Source organism: Micromonospora sp. NPDC047812 (assembly GCF_040704175.1).
GTDB lineage: Bacteria > Actinomycetota > Actinomycetes > Mycobacteriales > Micromonosporaceae > Micromonospora.
In genome coordinates this window covers 228399-240536 of record NZ_JBEYRY010000002.1, presented here as the reverse complement: position 1 = coordinate 240536, position 12138 = coordinate 228399, and the positions used below count along the sequence as shown (strand labels likewise).

General features: G+C 72.0%; 13 protein-coding genes and 1 other RNA gene. 11 read left to right on the top strand and 3 right to left on the bottom strand.

From position 1 onward, the window contains the following. Window positions 1-47: 47 nt before the first annotated feature. Together AB0883_RS08810 and AB0883_RS08805 are read right to left on the bottom strand one after the other, a co-directional pair. Complete coding sequence (locus tag AB0883_RS08810; RefSeq protein ID WP_366640692.1) at window positions 48-644, bottom strand: Rv3235 family protein; 597 nt, start codon at window positions 642-644, stop codon at window positions 48-50. A 104-nt stretch (window positions 645-748) separates the two neighbouring features. After that, on the bottom strand, window positions 749-1030 hold the full coding sequence (locus AB0883_RS08805; RefSeq protein WP_366640691.1) for a helix-turn-helix domain-containing protein: 282 nt from the start codon (window positions 1028-1030) through the stop codon (window positions 749-751). Between the two features lie 159 nt (window positions 1031-1189). On the opposite strand from AB0883_RS08805, the gene AB0883_RS08800 reads away from it, so the two are divergent. Further along, a complete protein-coding gene (locus AB0883_RS08800; protein ID WP_366640690.1) occupies window positions 1190-1699 on the top strand; it encodes a hypothetical protein in 510 nt (169 codons plus the stop codon). 156 nt (window positions 1700-1855) lie between these two features. On the opposite strand, the gene AB0883_RS08795 is transcribed toward AB0883_RS08800, so the two are convergent. Further along, window positions 1856-2905 carry a hypothetical protein gene (locus tag AB0883_RS08795; RefSeq protein WP_366640689.1) on the bottom strand — a complete coding sequence of 350 codons (1050 nt, stop codon included), beginning with the start codon at window positions 2903-2905 and terminating at the stop codon, window positions 1856-1858. A 253-nt stretch (window positions 2906-3158) separates the two neighbouring features. On the opposite strand from AB0883_RS08795, the gene pruA reads away from it, so the two are divergent. The 10 genes from pruA to AB0883_RS08745 all read left to right on the top strand — a co-directional run bounded on the left by pruA (window position 3159) and on the right by AB0883_RS08745 (window position 12130). Continuing rightward, window positions 3159-4787, top strand: a complete 1629-nt coding sequence (gene pruA / locus AB0883_RS08790) for an L-glutamate gamma-semialdehyde dehydrogenase (RefSeq protein ID WP_366640688.1) — start codon at window positions 3159-3161, stop codon at window positions 4785-4787. Between the two features lie 100 nt (window positions 4788-4887). Next, window positions 4888-5691: a tryptophan 2,3-dioxygenase family protein gene (locus tag AB0883_RS08785; RefSeq protein WP_366640686.1), complete on the top strand. Its 804-nt coding sequence runs from the start codon at window positions 4888-4890 to the stop codon at window positions 5689-5691. A gap of 117 nt (window positions 5692-5808) precedes the next feature. Continuing rightward, window positions 5809-6324 (top strand): PadR family transcriptional regulator, encoded by a 516-nt coding sequence (locus tag AB0883_RS08780; RefSeq protein WP_121396454.1) that lies wholly within the window; start codon window positions 5809-5811, stop codon window positions 6322-6324. 194 nt (window positions 6325-6518) lie between these two features. Further along, the gene (gene prfB, locus AB0883_RS08775) at window positions 6519-7640 is read left to right on the top strand and encodes a peptide chain release factor 2 (RefSeq protein WP_366640684.1); all 1122 of its coding nucleotides are present in this window, start codon (window positions 6519-6521) and stop codon (window positions 7638-7640) included. Between the two features lie 118 nt (window positions 7641-7758). Beyond that, window positions 7759-8439, top strand: coding sequence for a cell division ATP-binding protein FtsE (gene ftsE / locus AB0883_RS08770; protein ID WP_089001878.1), 681 nt, complete (start codon window positions 7759-7761; stop codon window positions 8437-8439). A 65-nt stretch (window positions 8440-8504) separates the two neighbouring features. Further along, complete coding sequence (gene ftsX, locus AB0883_RS08765; protein ID WP_366640682.1) at window positions 8505-9380, top strand: permease-like cell division protein FtsX; 876 nt, start codon at window positions 8505-8507, stop codon at window positions 9378-9380. Window positions 9381-9514: 134 nt separating this feature from the next. Further along, on the top strand, window positions 9515-9994 hold the full coding sequence (gene smpB / locus AB0883_RS08760) for an SsrA-binding protein SmpB (RefSeq protein ID WP_088979560.1): 480 nt from the start codon (window positions 9515-9517) through the stop codon (window positions 9992-9994). Between the two features lie 104 nt (window positions 9995-10098). Further along, window positions 10099-10474, top strand: a transfer-messenger RNA (tmRNA) gene (gene ssrA, locus AB0883_RS08755). A 183-nt stretch (window positions 10475-10657) separates the two neighbouring features. Then, entirely contained in the window at window positions 10658-11128 is a 471-nt protein-coding gene (locus AB0883_RS08750) for a hypothetical protein (protein WP_366640680.1), read from the top strand. A gap of 39 nt (window positions 11129-11167) precedes the next feature. After that, window positions 11168-12130 carry a hypothetical protein gene (locus AB0883_RS08745; RefSeq protein ID WP_366640678.1) on the top strand — a complete coding sequence of 321 codons (963 nt, stop codon included), beginning with the start codon at window positions 11168-11170 and terminating at the stop codon, window positions 12128-12130. Window positions 12131-12138 lie beyond the last annotated feature (8 nt).

The following is a 12138-nucleotide window of genomic DNA, read 5'->3' as shown; positions in this document are numbered from 1 at the left end:
GAGCAGTGTGGAGCCGCGGTCCTTCGGGACCGCGGCTCGCCTGCGTTTCAGAGCACCTGGAGGGCCGTGCAGAGCCAGCTGCCCCGACGGTGCTCCAGGCGCAGCGCCATCGCCCAGGTGCGCCCGCCCGTGCTGGCGAGCACCGCGGCCACCTCGACGGCGGCGGCGCGCGGCTCGCAGACCCGCAGCCGGAGCAGGCGTACGGCCGGTCGGGTCGACCGGCGGCGCACCGGACCGGAGCGGGCGGTGGCGCGGGCCAGCTCGGGCAGCAGCCCGGCCGCCCGCGCCGGGTCGAGCAGCGGCCTGAGCTGCCCGGGTGGGCGGTAGCCGTTGAGCACCTCCAGGCAGGCGCGGACGAAGCGGTGCGCGGCCCGGGTCGCCTCGGGGGTGGCGGTCACCAGCGCGTCCAGTGGCATCGGGGCGGCGGGCCGACGACCGGGGCCGCTCGGGACCGGCCGCTGCCGCCGGCCGGGCGGCCGGTCGGCCTCGCGCCGGGACGGCTCGAACAGGTCGAGGACGAGCTGGGCGTGGCCCGCAGCCGGCCAGTGGGCGGCGTCGTCGTCGGTGAACGGCGGCTCGAACGAGGGGGCGGGTCGCAGCCGGACGGGAGGTCGCGCGGGCCCGGGGCGGCGGGGGTCGATCATCCGGTTACCTCCCGTGATCTTGCGTTTGCTTTCGTTTGCTTCCGACATCGTCCATTCTCGGGCATGGCAGAGCCCACGGTCAATGCCCGTGCGGATCGGTCCGGTTACTCCGGGTCGCGGTCGGCCAGCGGGTTGCTCCGCACCCAGTCGGCGGTCTCGGCGTACTTGCGCTCGATGTACTCCTCCAGCCGGGCGCGTTCCACCCGCCACTGGCCACGCCCGCCGATCTTGATCGCGGGCAGTTCGCCGCTGCGCACCATGTGGTAGACCTGCGAGTCCGACACGTTCAGCTCGGTGGCCACGTCGGAGAGCAGCAGGAACCTCGGCTCCACGGAAACCCCCGGGGTTGGCGTCGTTTGGTTCAGTTTGCCACCGACGGCCGACATGGCCCAGCCGCCGGCGCGCGACCTGCGGCGACACGCCCCGGGACACACCGGCGGGACGCTTCCACCGCGAAGGTGCGCGGTGTATGACGGTCACGGCGTAGGGCATGATCGGCCGGGACCGGCGGAGGCCGGCGCAGACCTGAGCGGGGGAGACGACCGGTGACCGAGGAGCTTGTCCGGGTGTACGTGCCGGCGACCGTCCCGATGCTGACCCTCCTGCGCGGCGCGGGCCTGCCGGTGGCCGCCGCGCACGCGGTGACCCCCACCCTGCGGGAGTGGTACGCCGAGGGCGACGAGGAGGAGCTGGAGTACGTCGCCTTCACCCGGGCCGCCCAGGACGCGTTGCAGCTGCTCCGGGCCGACCCCGACGCGCCCCGCCGCCGGGTCGTCGTCTCGGTCGACCTGCCCGCCTCGGCCGTGGGCCGGGGCGACGGGGAGCTGGGCTCCAGCGCGGTCGAGCTGGGCGCCCCCGTGCCGGTCGGCGCCGTCGCGGCCGTCCACGTGGACGGCGCCGACGCGGTCGACGACGTGTCCGCCGCGGCGGAGGTGGTCACCGAGGCCCTGGCCGGCGACGAGGACGCGCAGTTCACGGTCGACGGTGCCGAGGACCACGAGCTGGAGTGGTACGACGTCACCGAGCTGGACCTGCTGCTCCGCGCGACCTCCTGACCTCCGCGCGCCACCTGCGGCGCCCGCCGACGGGGTGTCGACCGACGCCGACCGCACCAACGGGCGGCGCCCGGCGCCGGGGGCGCGCCGGGTGCCGAGGTCAGCGGGTGGGGCGGCGGGTGCCGGGATCAGCGGGTGGGGCGGCGGGTGCCGGGATCAGCGGGTGGGGGCTGCCTCGGCCGGCTCGTCGTCGTCGGCGTGGGCCGGCCCCAGGGTGCGGCCGAAGGCGATCATCGCGGTCAGGGCGCCGACGAAGAGCACCCAGATGGCGTTGTCGATCCGGGAGGTGCCGAGCGAGGTCTGGGCCACCGCGTCCGCCTCGCTCAGCGCGCCGGCCAGGTCGAGCAGGGACCGCCCGCCGACCCGGATGATCACCTCGGCGACGATCAGGAGCAGGCCGGGGCCGGCGCCGGCCAGCAGGTAGGCGGGCCAGCGGGGCGCGGGCGCCGCCGCGTCGTGCCGGGCGGCCCGGCGGCGGGCCAGGGTCAGGTATCCGAAGGCCAGCAGCCCGGCCAGCAGCCCGGCGAGCAGCGACTCGGTGCGGGACACCCACTTGGCGGCGCTGAGCAGCGACTCCTGGCTGTCGCCGCCGCCGAACAGGTCGAAGAGCGGGTCGCGGGCCCGGCTGAAGGCCACCACGAAGATCAGCGTGCCGAGGGCGGCGGCCACCACGGCCCCGACCACGGACCCGCTCCGGGCGCCGGCGATGGCCCCGCCGACGGTCGCGGCGGCGGCGGTGGTCGCGGCGATCACGTTGGTGGTCGCGTTGTCGGCGTACGTCAGGTTGATCGCGAACGCGGCGGCGAGCCCGACGAGCAGGCCGGTGCCGATCGCCGCCACGAAGCGCAGGGTGACCCGGTCGCTGCCCCGGCGGGCGAGCAGGTCGACGCCGAAGAGGGCGAAGCCGGCGCCGGCGACCAGCGCGGCCGAGATCACCCCCGGCAGGGCGAACGCGGCGAGGCTGATGGCGGTGAGCCCGGCGGCCGCGGAGCTGATCACCTCGCGGGTCGACCAGAGCATCGCGGCCAGCCACCCGAGCGCCAGGAGCGCGAGCACCGGCGCACCGGGCGCGAGCGCCGGCACCGTCCCGTCGGCCGAGCGCCCGGTTCCGGCACCGGTGTCGCTCGTCGCGTCCGCCGGCGCGGTGGCGCTGTCGCCGGCGGGGTCCGACTCCGCGGCTGCGGAGCTGCCGGGCTGCTTGGTCATCGTCTTCCCTCCGACGGACGCCCGGCCCCGGTGGGCCGGCAGTTCACCGGCCACCCAGCGTACGCGTCCACCACCCCCACCACCCGTGGCCCGCCCCGCGCAGGGTGGGAAGGCCGAGGGGCCGGGGCGTGGAAGAATCGGGGGAGGTCCCGCTGCCGTGACCGGTCAACCCGGCGCGGCGTCGGCTCCGGTCACCCGGCCGGTGCCCGCGGGTCCGGTTTCGTCACCGCTGTCGAGATCGCCAGGAGCCCTGATGGACGCCGTGTTCTCCGTACCTGAGCCGCGCAACGAGCCGGTGCGCAACTACGAGCCGGGCAGCACCGACCGGGAACGGCTCCAGCGGAGGCTGACCGAGCTGGCCGCCGAGCGGATCGACCTGCCGATGACCATCGCCGGCGAGCAGCGGATGGCCGGCGGCGAGTCGATCGACGTCGTGCAGCCGCACAAGCACGCGCACGTGCTCGGCGTCACGGCGCACGCCACCCACGACGACGCCCGCGCCGCCGTGAAGGCCGCGAAGGACGCCGCCCCGATGTGGCGGGCCCTGCCGTTCGAGGAACGGGCCGCGATCTTCCTGCGCGCCGCCGAGCTGCTCGCCGGCCCTTGGCGGGACACGCTGAACGCGGCCACCATGCTCGGCCAGTCGAAGACCGTGATCCAGGCCGAGATCGACGCCGCCTGCGAGTTCATCGACTTCCTCCGGTTCAACGTGCACTTCGCGCGGGAGCTGATCGAGGCGCAGCCGATGTCGTCGCCGGGGGTGTGGAACCGTTTCGACCACCGCCCGCTGGAGGGCTTCGTCTACGCGGTCACGCCGTTCAACTTCACGGCCATCGCCGGCAACCTGCCCTCTGCGCCGGCCCTGCTGGGCAACACCGTGGTCTGGAAGCCGGGCCCGACCCAGCAGTTCGCCGCGCACTTCACGATGCGGCTGTTCGAGGCGGCCGGCCTGCCCCCCGGCGTGATCAACATGGTCACCGGGCGCGGCGAGGAGGTCTCCGACGTCGTGCTCGCCGACCCGGACCTGGCCGGCATCCACTTCACCGGCTCCACCAAGGTCTTCCAGCACCTGTGGCGGACCGTCGGCGAGAACATCTCCCGCTACCGGGGCTACCCCCGGCTGGTCGGCGAGACCGGCGGCAAGGACTTCGTCGTCGCCCACACCAGCGCCGACGTCAACGCCCTGCACACCGCCCTGATCCGCGGCGCCTTCGAGTACCAGGGCCAGAAGTGCTCGGCGGCGTCCCGGGCGTACGTCCCCCGGTCGCTGTGGGAGGGCGGGCTGCGCGACCGGCTGGCCGCCACCGCGGAGTCCCTCACCTACGGCGACGTCACCGACTTCGGCAACTTCGGCGGCGCCGTGATCGACGCCAAGGCGTTCGAACGGCACACGGCCGCGCTGGAGCTGATCTCCGGCGACGACGCCTGCCGGGTCCTCGCCGGCGGCACCGCCGACGACTCCGTCGGCTGGTTCGTCCGCCCGACGCTCTTCGAGTGCACCGACGCGGCGCACGAGACGTTCACCACCGAGTACTTCGGGCCGATCCTCGGCGTGCACGTCTTCGACGACGGCCGCTTCGACGAGGTGGTCGGCCAGGCCGAGTCGATCGCGCCGTACGCCCTGACCGGGTCGGTCTTCGCGACGGACCGCCGGGTGGTCGACGCGGTCGCCGAGAAGATGCGGTACGCCGCCGGCAACTTCTACATCAACGACAAGCCGACCGGCGCGGTGGTCGGGCAGCAGCCCTTCGGCGGCGCCCGGGCCAGCGGCACCAACGACAAGGCCGGCTCCTGGCACAACCTCGTCCGGTGGATGTCGCCCCGGACGATCAAGGAGACCTTCGTCGCGCCGACCGACCACACGTACCCCCACATGGGCTGAGGTGTGGCGCAGGGGCCCTCTCCCGACGTAGGGGAGAGGGCCCTGCGCGCGCCCGCACCGCCAGAGGCGGGGGCGGCCGGGCGGCGGTACGGTGGCCGCTGTGACCCACCCCACCCCCGCGCAGGATCCCCACTTCGGCGAGCAGGGTGGCCTGCTCACCTACACGGACTATCTGCGGCTGGCCGACCTGCTGGCCGCACAGGTGCCGGAGTCCGACCCGGCCTCCCACGACGAGCTGCTCTTCATCACCATCCACCAGGTCTACGAGCTGTGGTTCAAGCTGCTGCTCGCGGAGCTGACCGACGCCCGGGACCGGCTGCTGGCCGGCGAGACCTACCTGCCCCGGGTGCGGCTGGAGCGCTGCCACGTGGTGGAACGGGTCCTGATCGGTCAGGTCGACGTGATCGACACGATGACCCCGCAGGACTTCCTGGCCTTCCGCACCAAGCTCGCCCCGGCCTCCGGCTTCCAGTCCGCCCAGTTCCGGGAGATCGAGTTCCTCTCCGGCCTCAAGGACCCGGACTACCTGCGCCGCTTCCGGGGGCTGCCCGACGTGGAGCGCGAGCGGTTGGAGCGGCGGCTGGCCGAGCCGAGCCTCTGGGACGGCTTCCTGGCCGTGCTCGGCCGGGCCGGCTTCGACGTCGCCGAGGAGGAGGCGCGCTTCGCCGCGTACGCCACGATCGCCGGGGACCGGGAGCGGTTCGGGCCGCTGTGGGACCTCGCGGAGGCGCTGGTCGCCCACGACCAGGCGTTCTCGCTGTGGCGGGCCCGGCACGTGCTGATGGCCGAGCGGCAGATCGGCACGAAGCCCGGCACCGGGGGCTCGGCCGGTGGGGCGTACCTGCGCTCCCGCGTGGAGACCCGCTTCTACCCCGAGCTGTGGGAGCTGCGTAGCCGACTGTGACCGTCGCGCGCCTCCCCGGCGGACTGTCTCGCGCCGACAGTGCACATAGGAACCCGACCGGGTGGCGAAAATGCCAAATCCTGGACGCCGCGTCGGCAAAGTGGCAGCGTGAGGGGCATGGCGGATTCCGGAGTCAACCCCACGGCGGCGGCCCTGCTCGGGCTGCTCCACGAGGGCCCCATGACAGGTGGCCAGTTGATGGCCGCCGCCGAGCGCCGACTGGCGCCGTACTGGTCGATGACGCGTAGTCAGGTCTACCGGGAGCTGCCGGTGCTGGCCGAGCGGGGCCTGGTCCGGATGGGCAAGCCCGGCCCGCGCTCCAGCCAACCGTACGCGATCACGGCGGCGGGAAAACGGACATTTTCCCGCTGGCTGGCGGAGGAGCCGGGGCGGGACACCATCCGCAACCCGATCGCCCTGCGGATCGCCTTCGGCGAGCTGCACTCGGCCAGCCAGCTCAAGAACCTCCAGGCCGCGGCCAACGACTACCACACCGAGGCCCTGGCCAAGGTCCGGGAGCAGGTCAAGAACGCAAAGAAGGAGGGCGACGCGTACGACGCCAGCGCGCTGGAGTTCGCCGTCGCCTACCACAAGGCCGCCCTGTCCTGGCTGAAGAGCGCCCCGGTCGGCTGACCGCCGCCGGCCCGACGGCACCTTCTTGGCTCGTGACTGCGCGGCTGGCAGGCCCGCTCCTCGCCCGAGCTGGACCTTTTTGGCTCGTGACTGCGGGGTTGACAGGCTCACTCCTCGCCCGAGCTGGACCTTTTTGGCTCGTGACTGCGGGGCTCGCAAGCTCACTCCTCGCACGAGCAGTACCCTTGTCTGTCGTGACCGCTGCCGATTACGCCGAACAGCTCAAGGACCTCGACGCCACCCTGCGCAACATCGAGGCGGTGCTCGACATCGACCGGCTGCGCGCGGACAAGGACCGCCTGGAGCAGGAGGCCTCCGCGCCCGACCTGTGGGACGACCAGGCGAAGGCCCAGCAGGTGACCTCCCAGTTGTCGTACGTCAACGGCGAGATCAGCAAGCTCGGCAGCCTCCGCTCCGGGCTCGACGACGCCAAGGTGCTGCTGGAGCTGGCCGAGGCGGAGTCCGACCCGGGGGTGCTCGTCGAGGTCGAGACGGAGATCGCCGGGCTGCGCAAGGCCATCGAGGAGATGGAGGTCCGCACCCTGCTCTCCGGCGAGTACGACTCCCGGGAGGCGCTGGTCGCCATCCGGGCCGGCGCCGGGGGCGTGGACGCGGCGGACTTCGCCGAGATGCTGCTGCGGATGTACCTGCGCTGGGCGGAGCGGCACGGCTACCCGACGGAGGTCTACGAGACCTCCTACGCCGAGGAGGCGGGCCTGAAGTCGGCCACCTTCACGGTCAAGGTGCCCTACGCGTACGGCACGCTCAGCGTCGAGTCGGGCACCCACCGGCTGGTGCGGATCAGCCCCTTCGACAACCAGGGACGCCGGCAGACCAGCTTCGCCGGTGTCGAGGTGCTGCCGGTGGTCGAGCAGACCGACAGCATCGAGATCCCCGAGAACGAGATGCGGGTCGACGTCTACCGCTCCTCCGGTCCGGGTGGGCAGAGCGTCAACACCACCGACTCGGCCGTGCGGATCACGCACATCCCGACCGGCATCGTGGTCACCTGCCAGAACGAGAAGTCCCAGTTGCAGAACAAGGCGTCCGCGCTGCGGGTGCTCCAGGCCCGGCTGCTGGAGCGCAAGCGCCAGGAGGAGCAGGCCAAGCTCCAGGGCCTCAAGACCGACGCCGCCGGCTCGTGGGGCGACCAGATGCGCTCGTACGTCCTGCACCCGTACCAGATGGTGAAGGATCTCCGGACCGAGCAGGAGACGGGCAACCCGACCGCGGTCTTCGACGGCGATCTGGACAAGTTCCTCGAGGCGGGCATCCGGTGGCGCAAGCAGCAGCAGCTCGCCGGCGACGCTGCGTGATCAACCGTGGGCGGAGCGCGTCGTCGATCTCTCCGGTACGCCCGAATTGGATGACGCGACTCGCAACGGCGGGGCGTGGGGCTTGGCTCCCCGGTTACACCGCGTAGACTCACGACCCGTGATTCAGCTTGAGCAAGTGACGAAGACGTACCCGAAGGCGTCCCGGCCTTCGCTCGACAACGTGTCCGTCTCGATCGAGAAGGGCGAGTTCGTCTTCTTCATCGGTCCATCCGGCTCCGGCAAGTCCACCATCATCAAGTTGCTGCTGCACGAGGTCTCGCCCAACAAGGGCCGGGTCGTCGTCAACAGCAAGGACGTCACGTCGATGCGTTCCTGGAAGCGACCCCACTTCCGGCGTTCCATCGGCTGCGTGTTCCAGGACTTCCGGCTGCTGCCGAACCGCACCGCGTACGAGAACGTGGCGTTCGCCCTCGAGGTGATCGGCAAGACCAAGGCGGTCGCCCGCCGGGTCGTGCCGGAGGTTCTGGAGCTGGTCGGGCTCGGTGGCAAGGAGCACCGCTACCCGCACGAGCTCTCCGGTGGTGAGCAGCAGCGGGTCGCCGTCGCCCGGGCGTTCGTGAACCGTCCGCTGATCCTGCTCGCGGACGAGCCGACCGGAAACCTGGACCCGGACACCTCGATCGAGATCATGCGCCTGCTGGACCGGATCAACCGCACCGGCACGACCGTCGTGATGGTCACGCACGACTCCAACATCGTGAACCAGATGCGCCGCCGGGTCATCGAGATCGAGAGTGGTCGCATCGTGCGCGACCAGGCCCGCGGCGTCTACGGCTGAGTCGACGCCACCCCTGCGCAGCCTGACGACGAACACCTCATGCCGGAGACCCGGAGGAAATCCCGATGCGCGTGAAATACGTCCTGTCCGAGGTACTGGTCGGACTGTGGCGCAACGTGACCATGACCATCGCGATGATCATCACGATGGCGGTCTCGCTGACCATGCTCGGCGCCAGCGGTCTCATGTACCGCCAGGTCGACGACATGAAGGACCTCTACTACAAGAACATCCAGGTCTCGATCTTCCTCACGCAGGAGGTGACCCCCGAGCAGCGTGACACCCTGAAAGCGAAGCTGGAGGGCGACTCGCTGGTCAAGGAGGTCATCTACGTCAACAAGGACGAGGCGTACAAGCGCTTCCAGGAGATGTTCCAGGACGCTCCCGACCTGCTCAGCGCCGTCAAGGCGGACAGCCTGCCCGAGTCGTTCCGGCTCACGCTGAACAATCCCGAGCAGTACAAGAACATCTACGACCAGTACAAGGACGCCGAGGGCGTCGACGAGATCGTCGACCAGAGCCGGCTGCTGGACAAGATCTTCGACATCCTCACCTCGATCCAGAACATCGCCCTGGCCGCCGCGATCGTGATGGCCATCGCCGCGCTGCTCCTGGTCGCCAACACGATCCAGGTGGCGGCGTACAGCAAGCGGCGTGAGGTCGCGGTCATGAAACTGGTCGGCGCGTCGAACTGGTTCATCCAGGCGCCGTTCGTGCTGGAGGCCGTGGTCGCCGGCCTGATCGGCTCGCTGCTCGGCCTGGTGGCCCTCATCGCGGCCAAGTACCTGCTCTTCGACGGGTCGCTCCAGGCGCTGCAGGGTCTGCTCTCGCCGGTGAGCTGGGGCGACATCCTGTTCATGTTCCCGCTGATGGCCGGCGTCGGTGGCCTGGTCAGTGCGGTGACCGCCTGGGTCACGCTCCGCTTCTACCTGCGGGTCTGACGCCGTACGGCTAGACGGGGCCCTTCCGCGCCAGGAATAAACGGCGCGGGAGGGCCCTTGTCGTTCGGGTAGCATGATCCCCGCCCCGCGGCCGGTCACGTCCGGCGCGGATCACCGGAAAGGGGGTGGCGCCGATGCCACGGGAAAAGGGACGCAAGGTCGTCGCCTCCAACAAGAAGGCCCGGCACGACTACGCGATCCTCGACACCTACGAGGCGGGCATGGCGTTGACCGGCACGGAGGTCAAGTCGCTGCGGGCCGGGCGCGCGTCACTGGTCGACGCGTTCGCGCAGGAGCGCAACGGCGAGCTCTACCTGCACGGGATGCACATTCCCGAGTACACGCAGGGCACGTGGACCAACCACGAGCCCCGGCGGACCCGCAAGCTGCTGCTCAAGCGGCTGGAGATCGACCGGCTGATCGGCAAGACCCGCGAGGGCGGGCTGACCATGGTGCCGTTGCAGGTCTACTTCTCCGACGGCTGGGCCAAGGTGGAGATCGCCCTGGCGAAGGGCAAGAAGTCGTACGACAAGCGGCAGGACCTCGCCAAGCGGGACGCGGACCGGGAGATCGCCCGGGTCGCCGGCCGGCGTGGCAAGGGCATGGATGACTGAGGTGTCCGTCCTGTCCGGTTCGGCGCGCCCGCCGGGGGCTCGGGATGAAACCCGTTGCGGCAGGCGTTACGCTTGTCAGTGCCGCCACAAGGGCGGCCCGTCGAGGGGGTGACTGGTTTCGACTTCGTACGCAGCGACAGGGGAAGCGAGCCGAGGAAGCCGACGTCGTCTCGAGAATCGGTCGTCGGAAACCAATAAGCGCCAAGAACAATCGCGCTGACTTCGCTCTCGCCGCCTGAGGCGAGTAGTGAGTCTGTCGGCCTGGGAGCGCCTTCGACCCAGTTAGCCGGCATCAGCTAGAAGGCTGGCCAATCGGACCCGGTCGCGGGGTCCGTGCGGCGAGATCAATCAGCGACTGGGCCCGTCACACCAACTTGCTCGCGTGAGCGGTGGGGCCGAGTAGAGGCATAGCGAGCTGCGCTCGGAGAAGCCCTGACAAACCGGCGAAGGACCCGGGTTCGATTCCCGGCACCTCCACCAACCAGACGATGCGCCCCGGTCCACCGGACCGGGGCGCATCGGCGTATGCCGTCCCTGTGGCGTACGGGTCGCACGGGACGGGCGCGACGGATGGGACCGATGAGGTCCGCCCCGCCTCTGGACAGGGCGGACGCGCGGGTCCACCATCGCTGTACGCGGTCAGACGCGACGCGGGAGGTGCCCATGGTCACCGGTCCGATCCAGCAGCCGACCACCCCGCCCGGAGGGCTCCGGCCGCCCGCCGCGCGCCGGCTCCCCGCCACCCCGCCCGGGGACCTGCACCCGCTCGCCCGGGCGCTGGCCGTCGCCCCGGCCGGACCGCGCTGGCGGGAACGCTTCCTCGTGGGGCTCGGCCCCGTGCGACGGGGCTTCACGGAGCACGTCCGGGTCACCGAGGGGCCCGCCGGCCTCTACGCCGAGCTGCTCGGCCAGGCGCCCCGGCTCGAACGCGGGGTGCGGCTGCTGGCCCGGGAGCACGTCGCCATCGCCGCCGCGCTGAGCGCCCTCCAGCAGGCGGCGGAGCTGCCGGACGCCCCGCTCGACGAGATCCTCGGCCGGGCCGCCCACCTGCTACGGGCCCTCGCCCGGCACCGGCAGCGCGGCGCGGACCTGCTCTGGGAGGCGTACGAGACGGATCTGGGCGGAGAGACCTGACCAGGGGAACCGGCGTGGGCGTGCCGGCGTCCAACCCACATGCGCCGTACCGCCGCCCTGCTGGGCCTTCCGCTGTTGATGATCGTCGCCGGGTGCGCGCCGGCCGGCTCCGACCCGGCCGTCGACCCGGTCGACTCCGACCCGCGTCGGGACGCCTTCGTTGAGCGGGCCACCGAGGTGGCCGACGCGTGGCGACCGCTCCCGGCGTGGAAGTCCGGTTACGTGCCGATGCAGGACCCGACGGTGCTCACCGGCGACCCGGGCTTCACCGGGGAGACCAAGATCGCCTTCCTCAACGGCTGGTACCGCGACCAGGTCGACCTGCCCGTCGCGAAGCCCGCCGACGCCACCATCCGGTTCCCGGACGGCACGCTGACCGTCCCGCTGGTCAGCGCCGCCACCGCGTACGGGCAGCTCGACCAGGGCGACCCGCCGCCGTGCGACGGCCGCCCCAAGGACCCCGGACCGAAGCTCCCCGGTGGCGGCCCCACCATCGAGCCGGGGCCCGACGGTCCGGTGAGCAGCGCCCCGCAGACCGCCTGCGTCCCGCTGACGGTCACGGCCGTGAAGCTGGGCACCGCGCCCGTGCGCACCAGCCGGGGCGAGGCGCAGGTGCCGGCGTGGCTGTTCACCGTCGAGGAACTCACCGCGCCGGTGGCCCGGCTCGCCGTGGCGCCGCAGGCCGTCACCGCCCCGCCCGAGCCCGCCCCGCCGGCCAGCCCGGCCCCGGCGGGCCTCGTCGGCGCACAGGACGTCCAGTCCGTGGACGGCACCGAGCTGACCTGGCGGCTCGGCGTGGGCAGCTGCGACACCGGGATCACCCCGCTGGTGCAGGAGCGCGACGACGTCGTGGTGGTGGGCGGCAGCGTGATCACCGCCACCGGCGTGTGCAACGCGATGCTGAAGTTGGAACCGGTCACCGCCACGCTGAAGGCGCCGCTGGGCGACCGGCCGATCCTCGACGTGCTCACCGGCGCGCCGCTCCGGCTCGCGGCGAGCTGACGCGAGCG

Bases quoted from the DNA above. Each gene is read 5' to 3' on its own strand.
- AB0883_RS08745 (WP_366640678.1), top strand. From the start codon at position 11,168: ATGCGCCGTACCGCCGCCCTGCTGGGCCTTCCGCTGTTGATGATCGTC.
- AB0883_RS08780 (WP_121396454.1), top strand. From the start codon at position 5,809: ATGGCGGATTCCGGAGTCAACCCCACGGCGGCGGCCCTGCTCGGGCTG.
- pruA (WP_366640688.1), top strand. From the start codon at position 3,159: ATGGACGCCGTGTTCTCCGTACCTGAGCCGCGCAACGAGCCGGTGCGC.
- ftsX (WP_366640682.1), top strand. From the start codon at position 8,505: ATGCGCGTGAAATACGTCCTGTCCGAGGTACTGGTCGGACTGTGGCGC.
- AB0883_RS08750 (WP_366640680.1), top strand. From the start codon at position 10,658: ATGGTCACCGGTCCGATCCAGCAGCCGACCACCCCGCCCGGAGGGCTC.
- AB0883_RS08805 (WP_366640691.1), bottom strand. From the start codon at position 1,030: ATGTCGGCCGTCGGTGGCAAACTGAACCAAACGACGCCAACCCCGGGG.
- AB0883_RS08795 (WP_366640689.1), bottom strand. From the start codon at position 2,905: ATGACCAAGCAGCCCGGCAGCTCCGCAGCCGCGGAGTCGGACCCCGCC.
- AB0883_RS08810 (WP_366640692.1), bottom strand. From the start codon at position 644: ATGATCGACCCCCGCCGCCCCGGGCCCGCGCGACCTCCCGTCCGGCTG.
- smpB (WP_088979560.1), top strand. From the start codon at position 9,515: ATGCCACGGGAAAAGGGACGCAAGGTCGTCGCCTCCAACAAGAAGGCC.